Below are 18351 nucleotides of genomic sequence, written 5' to 3' on the forward strand. Positions count from 1 at the left end.
AGTAAATAAAATATTTTTGACATGAGGAAGGAAAAACTGCTGATTACGGTATGTTTTATTTTTCGCTAAAAGATACTTTAAATCTTTCTAAATTACAACGATACATTTTCTTCTTCTTTCCCATTCAACATCAATCTAAAATTAATCGTTGCTTTTAATGAATCAGACACAGAACAATATTTGTCTTTTCCCAGACGAATCGCACGCCAGATTTTCTTGCTGTCAATGTCACCATCAATGATAAATGTCACATTAATATCCGTAAAACCCTTTGGCGCTTCTTCTTTTCTGATCCCATCTGTTTCTATTTTTATTTGATCAATTTTTTCTAAATGCGGTCTGAGGATCATCGTTATATCAATGCCAATACAGCCAGCCAAGGAACCTAAAAGCATTTCAGTTGGTGTCGCACCTTTTCCTAGTCCACCGTATGCTTCCGTCGCATCCATATTAATATCGTAACCAGAATCACCTACTGCGGTAAAAGCTCTACCACCTGTCCATGTTGTTGTTACTTTCATTTCAATCACCCTTCCTTTAATAAGTCAAACTTGTACCAGGTCCAAATGGAATGCCTAGCAAATACCAAATAGCAAAGAAGATAGACCAGCAAATAAGAATAATAATCGAATACGGCAACATAAGAGAAATCACGGTACCAACACCATTTTTCTTACCATAACGCTGTGCAAAAGCAACGATTAACGGAAAAAATGGCATTAATGGAGAAATGATATTCGTTGCGGAATCCCCAACCCGATAAGCTACTTGCGTCACTTCTGGAGCAATTCCCATTTGCATGAACATAGGCACAAAAACGGGTGCCATAATCGCCCACTTTGCTGAATCAGCAGCAATAAATAAATTAATCAAAGCTGTAATAACAATTAAAGATATAAGTAATGGGCCACCTTCTAAATGAATAACTTGTAATAAATCAGCACCTTTTACAGCAATAATCGTACCTAAATTTGTATAATTAAATAACGCGACAAACTGTGCAGCAAAAAAGATTAATACAATAAAACCAGCCATTGTTTCCAAAGAAGAAGCCATCAGGTTGGCTACGTCCTTATCATTTTTCACCGTTTTTGTAACGAATCCATAAACAATACCAGGAACTAGAAAAATAAGCATCATAATGAAGACGATACTACTCATAAATGGGGATGTAATAATACTGCCGCCCTCACCTCGTAATACGCCATTTTCAGGTATGACAAGTAAAGCAATGATGATAACTGTGAGTACAACGGAAATATTTGCCCAGCGTAGACCTTTCTTCTCCAGTTTCGTAATTTCACGCTGTTCCGCTACTGGTTCATGTGGCTCGTATTTACCCAATTTTGGCTCAACGACCTTATCCGTAATAATCGTTCCTATAATAACAATTAAAAAGGTAGAGGCAAACATGAAAAACCAGTTATCGGTGGGGTTAACAACATATGTAGCATTTAATATATTGGCAGCTTCTGTTGTAATCCCGCTTAATAATGGATCATTTGTACCTAAAAAGAGATTGGCGGAATATCCCCCCGCTACACCAGCAAAGGCAGCTGATAAACCGGCCAACGGATGTCTTTTAAATCCTAAGAAAATAATCGCACCGAGCGGCACAAGTACAACATAGCCAACAGATGCAGCAACATTTGACAATACACCCATCAGCACGACGATAGGTGTGACAAGTTTCCTTGGTGCTTTTGTAACAGTATTCGTCATTACTGCACTAATATAACCACTTTTTTCTGCGACACCAACACCGAGCATCGCTACCAATACCGGTCCTAGCGCTACAAAAGAGGTAAAGTTTTCGACTACATGTGAAAACATGTAGGCAATACCTTCAGGAAGAAGTAAACTGACCGCCTTTACGGTTAGCATCTCCAATTTCCCTGTTTCGTCATTTACGCCTTCAAAGCTCACACTCGTTCCCATTAAGTAAAGTATATGGGACAAGACGATTACAATGAGGGTAAAGATAATAAAGATTGTCACTGGATGAGGTAATTTATTTCCTTTTTCTTCAATAAAGTTCAACATCCGAATTGATTTAGATGGTTTTGATTGATTCATCTTGCCCTCCCAAAGAAATAATTTCATTCATTAGTATACATGTCCATGTAAATAAAATTCCTTTTTAGTGATATAAATAATCTCTTGTCATCGGTAGTTCATTATTCGGTCCTTTCGTAATCAAAAATTGATGTAAATCTGAAATACCGCAAGTAAAGTTCGCCGCACACGCATTTAAATATAAACGCCACATACGAATAAAACGCTCATCAAATTTCTCACGTACTGCGTCAAGATTCTCCTCAAAGTTACGGATCCAGTGACGCAATGTTAAATTATAATGCCGTCTTAAACTTTCAACATCTACAATGCGAAGATCATTTTGGGACATACCATCAATCAGTTCACGAATCGATGGTATCGCACCGCCCGGAAAGATATATTTTGTTAAAAAGGCATTTCCTTCTACTTCGATCAATCCTGTAATACAATGCAATAATGCGACACCACCATTTGTTAACAATTTATTTGTGTGTTCCATAAAGATCGGAATATTTTCGTGACCGACATGTTCCAACATACCTACGCTAACGATCCGGTCAAATACTGTATTATCTTTGATAAGTTCGCGATAATCAACGAGTTTGACTTCCACATCATCTTGAAGGTTTTCAGCTACAATACGATCTTGCGTTTTTTTATATTGCTCCTCACTCAACGTAATCCCCAATGCCTGTACGTCATAGTGTTTTGCAGCTTCTGTAATCAGATGGCCCCAACCACAACCAATATCCAGCAACTTTTGTCCAGGTTGTAAGTTCAACTTTTTCAAGATATGGTGGATTTTATTCATTTGGGCTTGATATAACGTATCTTCTGGCGTCTTAAAATAAGCACAGGAATAATTCATCGTTTCATCAAGCCAAAGACCGTAAAAGTCATTACCTAGATCATAGTGATAAGCAGCATTTTCTTTGGATTCTTTCGCATCATTCGATTTCTTCTTCGTGAACTGTTTTAATGTCTTGGACTGATTGAGAAAACTATCCTTTTGTTTAAAAATAGTCTCCATCACGTATTCAAGATCACCATTAACCTCTATATCCTTATTCATATACCCCTCAGCTAAAGCAATCATCGGCTCCTTGGCCAGCTTTTCCGTATCTAACGCCTGATTAAATGTAAGATGAAATTTGGGATCTCCTTCATTATAATTTATCGTTGAACCATCCCAAAATGTCACACCGAATGGATCTGTTGACAGATTCCCTAAAACCTTTTTATAAATTGATTTTTTAATAGATATACCCAAACTGATCCACCTTTCCTTCCTATACATTCCTTTTTAATACGTTCTACAAAAAAAGCATCTTCTAATATGATAATATACACATGAAATAAATGACAAAAATAAGCTTATAGGGACCACTTTCCCAAACTTCCATCACGTTCAGTTAAATGACTATATACAAGCTAATAGGAGTCTTTTCGCGTTCGGATTGTCAAGTTGCATAGACATATAGACACTTCCTCTCATCTGTTTGCTTGCTATGACACTTATTAGCACTTGGCGCGATTCTTGCATTAAGATTCATGAGGTTTCTAAAAGGGAGGAAAAATTTATGGATTATCAATTTTCAACATTAGCATATGAAGACCAAATTGCGATCGTGGAAATAAATACCCCGCCTGCCAATACTTTATCAATAAAGGCTATTGCAGAATTACGCACAATCATCAAAAAATTAGATGAGGAAACAGATGTACATGGGATTATTATTACAGGTGCAGGACGCTTCTTTGTTGCAGGGGCAGATATTAAGGAGTTTGTCCCAGCGCTTGGCGATGATCAGCAGGGCTTAGCTATGTCAAAAGCAGGCCAAGCACTTTGTAATGAAATAGAAGCAATAAAGAAACCCGTCATCGCAGCCATTAATGGCCCAGCATTAGGCGGTGGTATGGAATTAGCTATGGCATGTCATTTTCGGATTGCCTCGGAAAATGCTGTACTTGGACTTCCAGAATTAAAGCTGGGATTAATTCCATCATTTGGCGGGACACAAAGACTGAGTAGAATAACAAATACAGCAACAGCATTAGATTTAATCCTTACTGGTAAACAAATAAGTGGCAAAGAAGCCCAGGTACTTGATATCATTCAAGTAAGCGTTCCCAAAGAAGAACTTTTATCTACAGCATTAACGATTGCAAAATCGTTTGTAGATGGGAAAAGTATGACAAGTGTGAAACGGGCAATCGAATGTGTGATAAAAGGCTACAATGAAAACCTTGTAGACGGTTTAGCAAGGGAAAGCAAACAGTTTGCCGAACTTTTCTTAACAGCGGATGCGAAAGAAGGCATTCAAGCTTTCGTTGAAAAGCGAAAGCCGGAGTTCAAACAATCGTAAAGGGAGTGTACAACAACATGGCTGAGGTATTATTTTCTACGAGTGAGAATGGCGTTGCAACCATTACATTAAATCAACCAAAAGCAATAAACGCTTTAACCTATGACATGCTCTTACCCATCAGAGAAAAACTGCTGGAATGGGATGAGAATAATGCAATTCGTATCGTTATTCTTAAAGGCGCAGGTTCCAAAGGTTTCTGTGCCGGTGGGGATATTAAAACACTGTATCAAGCGAGAGAACAGCATCAAGATGCACTACAGGCGGCAGAGCAATTCTTCGCTGTGGAGTATAAAACAGATCAGCTTATTGCAGCGTTTTCCAAGCCGATCATTGCCTTTCTAGATGGGGTCATAATGGGCGGCGGCGTAGGGCTTTCTTACGGCGCAAGCCATCGTATCGTAACCGAACGCACCAAATGGGCCATGCCGGAAATGAATATTGGCTTTTTCCCGGATGTTGGGGCTGCTTACTTTTTAAACAAGGCACCAGGCTACATCGGTCGTTATCTTGCATTAACGGCAATGACCCTACGTGCAGCTGATGTGCTTTATATAAACGGCGCTGACGCTTTTATCCCCAGTGAAAGATTACCAGACTTGCTTAACCAGCTGGAAACGACAAACTGGCATACAGGAAATACTGAAGACATACTGCAACAACACCTGGATTCCTATACAGATCATCCCGGAACGGAAGGGAAATTAGCAGACTTACAAACACAAATTGATCAGCATTTTTCCTATGATACTGTAGAAGCAATCGTTGATTCATTAACAACAGATACAAGTGAATTTGCAGTAAAAACAAAAGAAATGCTTTTAACTAAATCTCCTGTTTCTTTAAAGGTGACCTTAGAACAATTAATCAGGGGTAAAGGGACACTTGCTGCATGTTTGCAAACAGATTATATACTTGCAAAGCATTTTATGCGACATGATGACTTTTTTGAAGGTGTTCGTTCTGTACTTATTGATAAAGATCAAAACCCGCAATACAAATACAAACAATTAGCAGATGTATCCGATGCGTTTGTCGATACATTTTTCAAAGAATTGTAAAATAAAACCCATTCCCTGTTAATTTATAAAAGGGAATGGGTTTTTTAATTTCATTTACGCTTTTTCCGAATTTATTTTGCATTTGATAGAAACTGAAACATAACATAACTTCCGCGACAGAAATACTATTAATTAGCTGCTCGGAAAATCAAAGTTCGTTTCATTCGTCGTATCTTCTCGATCAAACCATCTTTCTGATACTGTTTTCGTCTTTGTAAAGAAACGGGCGGTATCTGGGCCAAACATTTGACCTTCTCCAAACCTGGAATCTTTCCACCCACCAAAATTATGATACCCTACTGGAATTGGCACTGGTACATTCACACCTGTCATACCCACTTCAATTTCCTGTGTGAATTTACGAGCGTCTCCCCCATTATTCGTAAATATCGTTACACCGTTACCTAATTGATGATCATTAATTAGTGAAATGGATTCATCGAGGCTCTCCACTGGAACAATAATACGTGCCGGACCAAATACTTCTTCTTTATACATTTTCATATCAGGTGTAACATGGTCGAGTAATGTTGCATCAAGGTAAAAACCTGCTTTATTTTCTACCTTGGGATTTCTGCCATCTACAACAATATGAGCCCCTTCCTTTACTGCTTCATCAATGGCACGTAATGTTGCCTGTTTTGCATCTTCGCTTATTAAAGCACCGAAATCAGCACTTTCATCGTCATACGCGCCCGCTTTTAAAGCTTCTACCTTTGATTTAAGCTTTTCCGTAAATAATGCTGCAGTTTTCTGTCCTACTGGCATCGCTACAGAAATTGACATGCATCGTTGTCCGGCAGATCCATAAGCGGCTCCAACAAATGAATCCACTACTTTATCAATATCGGCGTCCGGCATAATTACCATATGGTTTTTACCGCCACCATAAGCCGCCACTCTTTTATGATGTTTTGTACCAGTTTCATAAATGATTTTTGCTACTTTGGATGAACCAACGAAACTGATCGCTTTTACATCTTTATGTGTAATGATTGCATCTACAGTATCCTTATCCCCATTTACAACGTTCCAAACACCATTAGGCAACCCTGCTTCTTCCCAAAGTTTAGACAAGAATAGTGCAGAATAAGGTACCTTTTCTGAAGGTTTTAAAATCATAGCGTTCCCAACTGCTACCGCCATCGTACTCATTGCAAGCGGTATCATTACTGGAAAGTTAAATGGTGCGATACATGTCACAACACCAAGGGGTTGATTCATGGAGTATGCATTTATTTCCCCACCAACATTAACAGAGTGTTCACCTTTTATTATATGTGGTGCGCCAATTGCTAAATCCACAGACTCTATTCCCCTACTAATCTCCCCTTTTGCGTCAGAGATGGTTTTTCCGTTTTCTTTTCCTATTAATCTTGCTAATTCTTCTGTATGTTCGACCAATAACTGACGAAATTTAAAAAGGACTTGAATTCTTTTCCCCACAGAAGTCTTACCCCATTTTTTCGCTGCCTGTTTTGCTAAATTTACAGTTTCATCTACTTCTTCTGCGGTAGCATAAGGAACTGTTGCAATTTTTTGACCTGTCGAAGGGTTGTAAACATATCCAAATCTATCATTTTCCCCTTTAAAATGCTGTCCATTTATATAATGGTTTACTACATCCAGTGTCACTGTACCCATCATTATTCCTCCTATGATAATTAGATTATTTTATAATGCATTTTTTAAATAATTACCTTTACAGTTTCATTTTTATGAAGTACCTTATTTCACTTTTAAGTAATTACTGTGATATCTTTTTATCCTGATTGGCTAACATAAGATACGTTGAAGACATGTCTTGGTCGGCATAACGACCTATATTTTCCTCTAAATATTTTATAAGTGTTTCACCAATAGGCAATTCACCACCGAAAGTGTCCGTTGTATGTTTGGCAAGCTTTAGATCCTTTAGTAAAAGCGCTGTCGTGAAAGCCCCTTTATAATATTCATCTTGGGCAATAAAGTTTTTATAGTTTCGGGTAAATGCACTGCTTTGCCCTGTACATAGATCCACAATTTCATATACAACATCATGTTCTATCCCAGCTTGATCAGCAATAGATAAGGCTTCGGCAACGGCCTGTGTATGAATACCAAGCATAAGATTATTAATCAACTTGACAATCGTCCCTGAACCATGGTCTTCACCAACATGGAAAAACCTTTTTCCTATTGCTTTAAAATAAGGAAGTGCAAAATTATATACTTCTTTTTCTCCACCTACCATAATACTTAACGTTGCAGCTTCAGCTCCACTAACACTCCCGCTTACGGGAGCACCTAAATATTGGATACCTTTCTCGTGTGCAGCCTTTGCAACTTTTTGATTTAAATCCGGTGATATTGTACTTAAATCTATTAATGTTAGAGGAGCAACGGCATTTTCGATCAAACCGTCTGGATCCAGATAAACATGCTCTACTATTTGAGGTGTTGGTAGACTTGTAAATATAATACTTGCGTCACTTGGCAGTGTTGCCGCAGCGTAGCCTACTTTACCACCAAGTTTGGAAAAGCGTTCTTCACTTTTCTTGTTTACATCGACACCATATACAGTATATCCGGCTTCCATAAAATTTCTTGCCATCGGTAATCCCATATTCCCCAAGCCGAGAAAACCTATCTTTTCCGTTTCCATTGAAATCACTCCTTACTTTATTTATGACAACACTTTTATATTTGCAAACTTGTCCGTTACGGTTATTTAAGATATATGTTATATTTTCCATATATATTTCAACTTCAGGCAATCCCTTAAATAAAATAGCCTTTATGATCGATAACTTCCATAGCGATTTTTCTTTTTTTGGCAAACAAGTTTGCATAAAGTGGCACCGGTAAAGCTTTTATTTCATCCAGTAAACGCTGTTTATCTAAGTCATCTGGCGACATAGAAGCAATAATCGACACTGCAGCAGCCTCTACTTTCCGGTAACCTTCTTCACATAAAACTTCTGTAATGAGTTGCTCAACGGCTGAATTGTCTGCGGCTCCATCATGACGTAAAAGTGCAGCTTTCATCACATACAATTCCATGATAATGTCTGCAAGTAGTCGTAAACATTCCTGTTCTTTTCCAAGTGCTTGACTACTCGCACTCGGTAGCGCTTTCATTATGATTAATAATAACTCCCCCGAAAATTGGTTAAATGATTGATTGCTTTCCTGCTGCTTACGTTCCTTTTTTTGATTCAGGATTGAAGGATCTTTTTCGTATTGTTTTAGAAAAGATTTTGCAATGGTTAAACGGTTGATTTCATTTGTTCCTTCAAAAATTCGATTGATTCGCGCATCACGATATAAACCCTCTACCTCATATTCTTGCATATAGCCATAGCCACCGTGAATTTGTAATGCTTCATCGACGATACGATCCAGCGTTTCTGAAGCGTATACTTTATTAACTGCACAATCCATCTTATGGCTGGATATTTTCTTCACGACATCTTGCCCATCTTCCAAATGGGAGTCAATTTGATCTAGTAAACTGGCTGTATAGTACGCAGCACTTTCTGCGCCATAAATAGCAATTGACATATTGGCGAGCTTCTCCTGGATCATCGTAAAGTCAACAATTGCTTGTTGAAATTGTTTGCGTGCTTTTCCATAATTAACTGCTAGTGCCAATGATTGTTTCGCCGTGCCAATATTAGCAAATGCCAACTTCAATCTGGCCATGTTCAAAATATTTAGGGCGATATGATGACCTTTCCCCACCTCACCTAATACATTTTCTTCTGGGACCCGTACATCTTCTAAAATCAGTGTCGCAGTCGAAGAACCTTTAATTCCTAGCTTCCTCTCTTCGGCCCCAATAGACACACCGTTCATCGTTCTTTCCACAATAAATGCTGTCATGCCTTTATCTGTTTTTGCAAAAACAACATAGACATCCGCAACATGGGCATTCGTAATCCATTGTTTCTCCCCATTTAAAACCCATCCGTCATCAGAATCCAATATGGCTGTTGTGCTTGCGGCTAATGCATCTGAACCTGAACCTGGCTCTGTTAACGCATAAGCACCTATCCACTCACCGGAAGCAAGTTTAGATAAATACGTTTTTTTCTGTTTTTCTGTGCCGAAATATACATATGGTAACGTACCGACACCCGTATGTATATTAAATGCTACACTAAAAGATCCACTTGTGCCCATTTTTTCTGCAATCAGACCAGCCGTCTTTTTGCCCATCGCCAGTCCCCCATAAGCTTCCGGAACATCTGCGCCAAAAAGTCCCAAGTCACCCGCGTTACCAAACAATTGGCGTGTGGCTGAATAATCATGAGCTTCCAACGCACTCGCTTTTGGCATCACCTGCTTTTCAACAAACTTTTCAATTGTTTTTGCAATGAGTAATTCTTCTTCACTCCATTCAGTAGGACGAGTTGATGTTGTTAATGACGCCGCATTCGGAAAAATCGAATGACTGTTAGAAAGTGATTGTGTTTTCTCCATTTTTTTACTCCCCCTCCCTATTAACTGCTTCAACTGTTACTAATGCAATATTCATGCCATCCCATAAAGATTACCGTTTCGTAAATGATCAGATTAAAGATTGCCTAACTGACTGGACATCTTTACACTTTCCTGACATACTGTCTATCCTTCAATAGAAAATCGAGAGAGTTTGTTATAAAGTGTTGCTCGAGAGATACCGAGTAATTTAGCGGCTTGTGATTTATTTCCTTTTACCTGCTTTAATGTTCGTTCAATATCGTCCTTCTCCTCTTTCGCCATCACAACTTTTAATGCATCACTTCGCTTATGCTGCGTTTCCGTTAATGACCGCTGACGCTCCGGAAACAAGGAAGGTGGGATGTTTTGTATCGAAATGTGATCACCTTCTGTTAAAACAAATAATCTTTCCAGCACATTCATTAATTCGCGGATATTGCCCGGCCAATCATACGTATGCATCAATTGTATAATTGGCTGGTCGATTGTTTTTTCTGGTACGCCATATGCTTCTGCCAAATGATGAATTTTATTTGCAATAATAATCGGGATATCCTGCTTTCTATCTCTTAATGGTGGGATATGAATGGGTATCACAAATAGCCGGTAGTATAGATCTTCACGAAATTCCGCTTTATCTACCATTTGTTTAAGATCCTTATTGGTCGCAGTGATGAGTCTGAAGTTTACTGGAATGGAAGTCGTTCCGCCCACCCGCTCTATCCTTTTCTCCTGAATAACTCGTAATATTTTCACTTGCATCGCCATCGGCATATCACCAATCTCATCTAAAAACAATGTCCCGTTGTGTGCAAGTTCAAATTTCCCAACTTTCCCCCCTGTACTCGCACCAGTAAATGCGCCTTTTTCATAACCAAATAACTCTGACTCCAATAGGTTATCAGGAATAGCAGCACAATTAACACTAATAAATTCTCCTTGACTCGTTATCCCTGTGTCATGGATACCCCTAGCAAATTGTTCTTTCCCTACGCCACTTTCACCAGTAATAAGAACCGTCGCCATAGAATCCGCAGCTTTTCTTGCAATGTTTTTCGTTTCAGAGATGACTAAACTCTCTCCCAATATATCTTCAAAGCGTACTTTCTTTTCCTGGACAGGTAGTGGTTTTTGGATTAAATTTTTCTGTCTATTTTTATCTCCATCTAATAATTCCATGCGCTCAATCACCTGATATATTTCGGATACACCTTCGTATACCAGTATCCCAACTGCACCGATGACCATGTTATCCTTCCAAATAGGCAACCGATGTACCACCAGGTTCTGCCCCTGCAAGCGATGTGCTTGGCTTCGTTCAGGGATTCCCGTTTTTAAAACAACTGGAAGCCGGGTATTGTCAATCACCTGATCCGCTTTTTGTCCGATTGCCTCTTCTTTGGACACACCTACAAAACGACTATAGCTTTCATTAAATAACCGAATGACGCCATCCGCATCAACAACCGCCAGTCCCTCATACGCCGTTTCAAAACCAAGTTCAAACCATTTCACTAGTTCTTTTTCCTCCTGCAAATCCTTAGCTATTGCATGGTTATACTTAAGTAATTCCGCTTCGCCAATCACACCTAGAAGCGCGTTATCTTCATTTACTACATACGTGGGGGTCTCCACTAATTCTGCCATCGGGAAATTCTTTTGCACGGTCCTAGATGTAGGGGTTACCATTTGCTTAATTGATATTGTCCAAGACAGCCCATGCGAAAGTTGCTCCACACAGTCCTTTAATCGTAATAAACCAATGAGACGCCCCCTTTCAACTATAGGAAGCGAGGTACTACCGGCCTTTCCAAGCATTTGCAGTGCTTCATGTAGGCTTGTTGTTTGGTTCAATATAGGCGAAACGTCACCCATCCAATTTTCAACAGCATATTTATGTATCTCCATAATCCCATCCCCTTTTGAAAGTAGAAGAAAAAGATGATAGCTCCACCAATTGAGCGCTCGTTCAATATCAATCAAAGAAAGCACTTACATCTATTAGCAAAATAACCATGCTTTACAATAAAAAAACAACTCCGCTTTTGGAAGTTGTTAAATGCATGATAAAAAGACATAAATAAACATGGACATAGTCAAACATATTTATCTGTATATTTGCACGTAACATCGCCTATCCGCGTAGGTATGATTGTTGCTTAAAATAGGCAGGTCTCCTGGCTCATGGTCATCACTTTTCGAACCTTCCCATCTTCAAATGCTTGAAAACAGTGGATTTATTCGAATCGTTCCCATATACAGTTGCGGGACAGCGTCGGATTTTCACCGAACTTCCCTTTTAAGCAATAAACAAACATGATTATTGCACCTATTCTTCTATTCAATTGTATAAACTATATCACTCCGGTTATAATATTGCAATAATTCATGAAATAGCTGCCTATAACGTCTCCCCGAAAGGGTTTTCCACAGACTTGAAAAAAGTCACCAATTATGGGCCATTGTCATAGTATAGAAAATGTAAATATTTATTAGAAAGAGGGCGATCAAATGGCTGTTTCTTATCTGGATTTTACAGATCCGAACCTGAAGTTTACGTACGATTTGCGTAACAACCTTTTGTTTAAAAAGAATAACCGAAATTATATTGACTCTCTTGGTATAGATCAATTGAACACGATCGGAAATGTCTTCTTGCTCGATGCTTTCATGAGTAAAGGCAATGTCGTCGAGCCCCATTACCATCAAAATGCAACAGAACTGATTTACTGTATTACCGGTGCTGCAATCGTTTCCTTTATTAACCCTTTTACGAATGAATTGAAGAATTTCCCAATTAAGCCAAGACAGGTCGCTAATATTCCCCAAGGCTGGTGGCATTATGTAGAAGCAACAGCCGACGACACGCATCTTCTGGCCATTCATGATACACCATCACTGCAAACTATATATGGATCGGATGTTCTGCGCCTTACACCTGCCCAAGTTTTGGCACATACTTATTGTCTAGATGAGAAAAAAGTAAAACAGACATTAAAACCAATCAAGGAAACGGTAATTATTGGACCACCAAATGATTGCGAGAAAAGGGATGCTTCCACTAATCAGGAGCGAACTACTGAACCTGAAATGCCATATTATGCGAAAGGGCAAAATTATTACGTGCATCCATGATGAGTTAGTCCGTAGAAATGTGCGGCAGTGGGGACATTTATCAGTTTCGTTCCATTTCTATCTGCCGCATACCGATAATTGTACGGGATTCCTGTTAGGTGATGATAGCCTATCTGCGCTATCTAACAAAGTAAGGAGTCTCTCCTGTTTTTGGTTAGGCTCAATATCTTCAAGTTAATCAACCTTTTTATTAACCACTCCACCGAAGACATTTTTATCTATTAATCTATTTATTTCTTCTGTATTGAGACCAATATCCTTTAATACTTCGATCGTATCCGCGCCCCGTTCTCCACCAACATAGTTATAAGCTTGTTCATAGGCAGTTGACTTAATAGGTGAAGCAATTTGTTTTTGAGTTGTACCATCACCTTTCGGAACATTCACCACCATATTTCTAGCTTGTATTTGCGGATGTTGAGCAGCTTCAGAGAATGTCAGAACAGGTTCTACACAAGCTGTTCCATCTTGAAAACATTCCAACCATTCTGCATATGTTTTTTCTAGAATTTTTTCCTTGATCATTAATTTAAATAAGTGAATTTCTTTTTGTTCAGCTAGTTTGTAGGGGATTTCCAATACCTCGCACAGTTTTTGTTGAAATGGCAATTCAATACTCCCCACCGATAAATAACGTCCATCCTTCGTTTCATAATAATCATAAAAAGTACCACCATTTAGTTCCGTTTCCTCGGGTTGCGGTTCCACACCAGAAGATAAATAACCTGGTCCAAACATCGCATTTAATGCGAAAGAAGCATCCGTCATACTGAGATCAACGTATTGCCCCTCCCCCGTCTGTTCCCGATGAATCACTGCGGATAAAATAGCGATCACACTATGCAAAGATCCGCCTGCAATGTCTGCAATCTGAACACCCATTGGAACAGGTGACTGATTTTTACGTGCGCTGTAACCAGCTATGCCAGCAATAGATAGATAGTTATTATCATGACCAGGGCGCTCACGATATGGACCTGTCTGACCATACCCAGTTAATGAGCAATAAATGAGCTTCGGGTTGACCGCTTTTAAGGTATCATAATCCAATCCAAGCCGTTCCATCACTCCAGGTCTGAGTTGTTCCAGAATAATATCAAAGTCCTGCACAAGCGCCTTAACAATTTCAATTGCTTCTTGTTTTTTCAAATTAAGACTAATGGATTGCTTTGAACGGTTTAAATGCTGATGTACCGCTGAATCCCCTCCCTCTATAGGAGGTATCTCCCTGATAAAGTCTGGTAAATCTGGTGATTCGACATGTAAAACCTCTGCCCCTAAATCAGATAGTATCATCGTTCCATAGGGTCCTGGCAGTAACTTTGAAAAATCGAGAACTCTTAGGGACTGTAGCAATCTGCTTTCACCTCTTCAATTGTATTACAAAACCATTTGTTTCCTACACTTCGGATCGAAACAAATGGTTTTTACCATCGATTCACTTAATTCACTTTCTTTGGCCCTGTCCAATTCTTCTCCCTCAGCACGTACTTTTGCAATTTACCTGTAGCCGTTTTCGGCAAGTCTTCCACAAACTCAACTACTTTAGGTGCTTTGAAATGAGCCATCTCAGATCGACAATACGTAATAATTTCGGTCTCAGTAGCTTCTGCACCTGGATGTAGTACAATAATAGCCTTTGGTACCTCGCCCCAATTTTCATCAGGAATCGAGATGACAGCAGTTTCCAGCACATCTGGATGTTTATATAACACCCCTTCCACCTCTGTAGATGAAATATTTTCTCCACCGGAAATAATTAAATCTTTTGCCCGATCCCGGATTTCAATATATCCATTCGGGTAAGTAACCGCTAAGTCCCCCGTATAGAACCACCCATCTTTTATTGCAGCTTCCGTCATTTCTGGTTCCTTATAATAGCCTTCCATCACAACATTACCACGTGTTATGATTTCACCTAGCTCTTCTCCGTCCCACTCAACCTCGTCTCCTTCCGGCCGAACAACCTTCGTTTCCCCGTTAAAAGCCAGTTCAATTCCCTGTCTTGCCTTTATCATTGCCTGTTCATCCGATGACTTTTCATCAAATTCCTTCCGCCATTCACAATAAAGTATGAATGGTGAGGTCTCTGTTAAACCATAGACATGTATCATGTTCAAACCTAGTATATCTTGTGCTTTATGAATAAGTGCAGCAGCTGGTGGTGCTCCCGCTGTAGCCATACGTGGCCTCGTTTTTATTTTCGTATCTTTGGCCACTGGCTCATTTACCAGCATATTAATTACAGTCGGCGCCCCACATAACACTGTAATATTTCTGCTTTCAAATAGATGGAGTATTTTTGCCGGCTCAACCTTGCGTAAACATACATGCGTCCCACCTGTAGCAGTTATTGCCCATACACCGCCCCAACCATTCGCATGAAACATTGGTAACGTATGAAGATACACATCATCGCTCACGATATTAAGGTGGTGCATGAAATTCGCTGCATTCATATAATTACTCCGATGGGTTAACATCACCCCTTTTGGTTTCGATGTTGTTCCACTCGTGTAATTTAATGTCATTAATTGATTTTCATCTATTTCAACTGACGGCAAGTTGTCATAATCGCTGGCATGCTCGAGAAATGCTTCATAATCGACACCTTTTAGAGATGTGCTATTTCCTGGAACAGAAACAATCACAATTTGTTCCAAATTAAGTTTACTTTCATTTTCCTCAATTGGACCACTGAATTCCTCATCAACAATTAACATTTTCGCATCACTATGGTTAATGATATATTCTAAATCATCCGCAGTTAACCGGTAATTTAAAGGTACCATCGTTGCACCTAGCTGACAGATCCCGTAGAAGCATTCCAGCATATAATGGGTATTGGGCAGCATAACCGCTACATGATCTCCTTGCCTGATACCCGCTTCCATTAGTGCGACTGAAAGTTTATCTGTACGCTCTCCAAATTCCTGATACGTGAACTGCTTTTCATCATCAATGACAGCAACTTTTTCCGGATAATACTTCACTGCTCTTCGTTTCCAGTCAATCGGGGTTAATGGGGTGAACATACAAATACAACTCCTTTTTATTTTTTCTGACTATCAGTGTATTCGCTTACATTCTAATCTAATTCCTCTCCCCTTACAAGGAAAAAAAGAAATAGAAAACAAAAAAGCCAGGTTTACCCCGTGTGAATAAACGGCTGAACCTGGCTTTAATATGCAGATTGTTAAAGACTCCATCTGAACTATTCTTCTCTATCGTTAATCTTGTTCTGCAGTCGCAGTTAAATCTTCCGGTTCTTCTTCCTGTGTCGTTCTTCCCCGTTTTAGGAAGAAGGAAAGGACAAGCGCAATCGCTGCAAATATCGTTGCAACCATAAATGCACTATTGATTCCAGCTACTTGTGCAAGATTGCCGGCATGCAGCATATCTTGTTTGTCAGTAGGATCCAAGTTATTGGAAACAATAACATCTTCTATACTGTTCTTTGCTTTGTTGGTCATGATTGTTACAAGAACTGCTGTACCAATCGCACCAGCAACCGCACGAACTGTATTCACCATCGCTGTACCATGTGGATGTAGACGTTGTGGCAATTGATTTAAACCAGCAGTCATAATCGGCATCATAATCATCGAAATACCAAACATCCGAACCGTATATATCGCAATCAAGAAACCATAGCCGGAATGATCGGTTAATCTGGTGAAGAAAAACGTTGTAACAACTGTAATAAGTAAACCAACAATAGCAAGTGGACGTGCACCAATTCTGTCGAAAATTTTACCTGTTATTGGTGACATAATCCCCATAACTACTGCGCCAGGTAATAACATCAATCCTGAATTCATCGGCGTAACGCCAAGGATATTTTGCAGGTAAATTGGAATTAGCAGCATCGGCGCAAACATAGCCACTGTAATCATAATATTAATGACCGTTGTTAAGGAGAATATACCGTTTTTAAAAACACGGAAATCCAACATCGGTCTTTCTTTTGACAACTCCCGCCATATAAATAACCCTAAGCTAATAAAGCCAATAATGATGGTGACCACAACAGAAGTACTGGTCCATCCGTGATTTCCCGCTGTACTGGAACCATATAGTATTCCGCCAAAACCGATCGTAGACAAAATAATGGACAGTACATCGATCTTTGGAAAAGTCTGTTTGGTTACATTTTTAAGGAAAATTGCTGCAAGCACAATGTTAATTGCTGCAAATGGTAAAATGATATAGAACAAAACTCTCCATGAATAAGTTTGTACAATAAATCCTGATAAAGTAGGTCCAATCGCTGGAGCGAAAATCATTGCCACACCAATTAATCCCATTGCACCCCCACGTTTTTCAACTGGGAACAGTGCCAATACTACCGTTGTTAAAAGCGGCATAATAATACCCGCACCAATTGCCTGAATAACCCTTCCTGTCATCAAGGTAGCAAAATCAGGTGCGATCGCACAAATCAATGTACCAATCGTGAAAAAGCTCATTGCTGTTATAAATAATTGCCTGGTTGAAAACTTTTCCATTAAGAAAGCAGTAATTGGAATCAGCACACCATTTACAAGCATAAATCCGGTTGTGATCCATTGCGCTGTACTTTCTGTGATATTTAAATCCACCATAATGGATGGTAACGCCACATTCATTAACGTTTGATTCAACAGTGAAACGAACGCCCCGAATAATATAACTGCCAGGACAGGTCCCTTTTTAATATTCATTCCATTAACATTTATCTCTGACATACTTTTATTTCATCTCCCATTTCCTAGAAAACCTTAGTTGCGATTATCCCCACAAGCTGTTTCATTTGTTTTATCTACTTCATCGTCAAAATTAGCTAATATCTTTTCGGCTGTGTTCCTGAACTGATCTATTTCTTCTTTTGATACGCCATTAAAAAGGTTTTTAATAAATGTTTTTCTACGTGCATACAATTTGACCAGCACACCGCTCCCCTTTTCAGTGATCGTTAAATAGACAACCCTTCGATCTTTATTGTCCCTTGACCGCTCAATATAACCCCCTTCAACCATTTTATCCGTAATACCAGTTAAACCACCTGTCGTAACAGATAACTGCGATGCCAATTCTGACGAGCGTTGTTGCCCTCGTTTTTTTAATATATAAAGCAACAATACTTCAGACCTTGAATAGCCCATTTTTGATTGTTTCTTCCACTCACCCGGCATCTTCTTCATGATTTTTCTAAATATATCTTCCAATGACAAGAAATCATGTTCTTCCATAATGTGATACCCCAACCTTCGTTTTGGTAATAAAAG

Annotated in this window: 14 protein-coding genes and 1 riboswitch; of the genes, 3 read left to right on the top strand and 11 right to left on the bottom strand. The window is 39.2% G+C overall.

Translation table 11 applies throughout. From position 1 onward, the window contains the following. Positions 1-92: 92 nt before the first annotated feature. The 3 genes from JOC34_RS05865 to JOC34_RS05875 form a co-directional block, all read right to left on the bottom strand. Positions 93-521: an OsmC family protein gene (locus tag JOC34_RS05865; protein WP_205135767.1), complete on the bottom strand. Its 429-nt coding sequence runs from the start codon at positions 519-521 to the stop codon at positions 93-95. A gap of 16 nt (positions 522-537) precedes the next feature. Beyond that, positions 538-2076 carry an AbgT family transporter gene (locus tag JOC34_RS05870; protein WP_205135768.1) on the bottom strand — a complete coding sequence of 513 codons (1539 nt, stop codon included), beginning with the start codon at positions 2074-2076 and terminating at the stop codon, positions 538-540. Positions 2077-2140: 64 nt separating this feature from the next. Continuing rightward, positions 2141-3328: an SAM-dependent methyltransferase gene (locus JOC34_RS05875; protein ID WP_239544070.1), complete on the bottom strand. Its 1188-nt coding sequence runs from the start codon at positions 3326-3328 to the stop codon at positions 2141-2143. A 310-nt stretch (positions 3329-3638) separates the two neighbouring features. Between JOC34_RS05875 and JOC34_RS05880 the strand changes: the two genes are divergently transcribed. Next, the gene (locus JOC34_RS05880) at positions 3639-4424 is read left to right on the top strand and encodes an enoyl-CoA hydratase-related protein (protein WP_205135770.1); all 786 of its coding nucleotides are present in this window, start codon (positions 3639-3641) and stop codon (positions 4422-4424) included. Between the two features lie 17 nt (positions 4425-4441). Further along, positions 4442-5485 carry an enoyl-CoA hydratase/isomerase family protein gene (locus JOC34_RS05885; protein WP_205135771.1) on the top strand — a complete coding sequence of 348 codons (1044 nt, stop codon included), beginning with the start codon at positions 4442-4444 and terminating at the stop codon, positions 5483-5485. Between the two features lie 132 nt (positions 5486-5617). On the opposite strand, the gene JOC34_RS05890 is transcribed toward JOC34_RS05885, so the two are convergent. The 4 genes from JOC34_RS05890 to JOC34_RS05905 all read right to left on the bottom strand — a co-directional run bounded on the left by JOC34_RS05890 (position 5618) and on the right by JOC34_RS05905 (position 11857). Beyond that, entirely contained in the window at positions 5618-7132 is a 1515-nt protein-coding gene (locus JOC34_RS05890; protein WP_420856102.1) for a CoA-acylating methylmalonate-semialdehyde dehydrogenase, read from the bottom strand. A 100-nt stretch (positions 7133-7232) separates the two neighbouring features. Further along, entirely contained in the window at positions 7233-8129 is an 897-nt protein-coding gene (locus JOC34_RS05895) for an NAD(P)-dependent oxidoreductase (RefSeq protein WP_205135773.1), read from the bottom strand. 116 nt (positions 8130-8245) lie between these two features. Then, positions 8246-9949, bottom strand: a complete 1704-nt coding sequence (locus JOC34_RS05900) for an acyl-CoA dehydrogenase family protein (RefSeq protein ID WP_205135774.1) — start codon at positions 9947-9949, stop codon at positions 8246-8248. Between the two features lie 144 nt (positions 9950-10093). Continuing rightward, on the bottom strand, positions 10094-11857 hold the full coding sequence (locus JOC34_RS05905) for a sigma 54-interacting transcriptional regulator (RefSeq protein ID WP_205135775.1): 1764 nt from the start codon (positions 11855-11857) through the stop codon (positions 10094-10096). A gap of 242 nt (positions 11858-12099) precedes the next feature. Further along, a riboswitch (cobalamin riboswitch) is annotated at positions 12100-12297 on the bottom strand. 163 nt (positions 12298-12460) lie between these two features. Between JOC34_RS05905 and JOC34_RS05910 the strand changes: the two genes are divergently transcribed. Continuing rightward, the gene (locus tag JOC34_RS05910; protein WP_205135776.1) at positions 12461-13084 is read left to right on the top strand and encodes a cupin domain-containing protein; all 624 of its coding nucleotides are present in this window, start codon (positions 12461-12463) and stop codon (positions 13082-13084) included. Positions 13085-13258: 174 nt separating this feature from the next. Here JOC34_RS05910 and JOC34_RS05915 read toward each other — a convergent pair whose 3' ends face one another. The 4 genes from JOC34_RS05915 to JOC34_RS05930 form a co-directional block, all read right to left on the bottom strand. Continuing rightward, positions 13259-14440 (bottom strand): CaiB/BaiF CoA transferase family protein, encoded by a 1182-nt coding sequence (locus JOC34_RS05915; RefSeq protein WP_205135777.1) that lies wholly within the window; start codon positions 14438-14440, stop codon positions 13259-13261. 86 nt (positions 14441-14526) lie between these two features. After that, the gene (locus tag JOC34_RS05920) at positions 14527-16119 is read right to left on the bottom strand and encodes a long-chain-fatty-acid--CoA ligase (protein ID WP_205135778.1); all 1593 of its coding nucleotides are present in this window, start codon (positions 16117-16119) and stop codon (positions 14527-14529) included. 195 nt (positions 16120-16314) lie between these two features. Continuing rightward, the gene (locus JOC34_RS05925) at positions 16315-17811 is read right to left on the bottom strand and encodes a DHA2 family efflux MFS transporter permease subunit (protein WP_205135779.1); all 1497 of its coding nucleotides are present in this window, start codon (positions 17809-17811) and stop codon (positions 16315-16317) included. A gap of 33 nt (positions 17812-17844) precedes the next feature. Beyond that, entirely contained in the window at positions 17845-18315 is a 471-nt protein-coding gene (locus JOC34_RS05930) for a MarR family winged helix-turn-helix transcriptional regulator (RefSeq protein ID WP_205135780.1), read from the bottom strand. Positions 18316-18351 lie beyond the last annotated feature (36 nt).

It is taken from the genome of Virgibacillus halotolerans (genome assembly GCF_016908515.1).
Lineage (GTDB): Bacteria > Bacillota > Bacilli > Bacillales > Amphibacillaceae > Virgibacillus_M > Virgibacillus_M halotolerans.

What these genes read in the sequence shown, in the direction of transcription:
- JOC34_RS05865 (WP_205135767.1), bottom strand. Translation starts at nt 521, where the DNA reads ATGAAAGTAACAACAACATGGACAGGTGGTAGAGCTTTTACCGCAGTA.
- JOC34_RS05870 (WP_205135768.1), bottom strand. Translation starts at nt 2,076, where the DNA reads ATGAATCAATCAAAACCATCTAAATCAATTCGGATGTTGAACTTTATT.
- JOC34_RS05880 (WP_205135770.1), top strand. Translation starts at nt 3,639, where the DNA reads ATGGATTATCAATTTTCAACATTAGCATATGAAGACCAAATTGCGATC.
- JOC34_RS05885 (WP_205135771.1), top strand. Translation starts at nt 4,442, where the DNA reads ATGGCTGAGGTATTATTTTCTACGAGTGAGAATGGCGTTGCAACCATT.
- JOC34_RS05890 (WP_420856102.1), bottom strand. Translation starts at nt 7,132, where the DNA reads ATGATGGGTACAGTGACACTGGATGTAGTAAACCATTATATAAATGGA.
- JOC34_RS05895 (WP_205135773.1), bottom strand. Translation starts at nt 8,129, where the DNA reads ATGGAAACGGAAAAGATAGGTTTTCTCGGCTTGGGGAATATGGGATTA.
- JOC34_RS05900 (WP_205135774.1), bottom strand. Translation starts at nt 9,949, where the DNA reads ATGGAGAAAACACAATCACTTTCTAACAGTCATTCGATTTTTCCGAAT.
- JOC34_RS05905 (WP_205135775.1), bottom strand. Translation starts at nt 11,857, where the DNA reads ATGGAGATACATAAATATGCTGTTGAAAATTGGATGGGTGACGTTTCG.
- JOC34_RS05910 (WP_205135776.1), top strand. Translation starts at nt 12,461, where the DNA reads ATGGCTGTTTCTTATCTGGATTTTACAGATCCGAACCTGAAGTTTACG.
- JOC34_RS05920 (WP_205135778.1), bottom strand. Translation starts at nt 16,119, where the DNA reads ATGTTCACCCCATTAACCCCGATTGACTGGAAACGAAGAGCAGTGAAG.
- JOC34_RS05925 (WP_205135779.1), bottom strand. Translation starts at nt 17,811, where the DNA reads ATGTCAGAGATAAATGTTAATGGAATGAATATTAAAAAGGGACCTGTC.
- JOC34_RS05930 (WP_205135780.1), bottom strand. Translation starts at nt 18,315, where the DNA reads ATGGAAGAACATGATTTCTTGTCATTGGAAGATATATTTAGAAAAATC.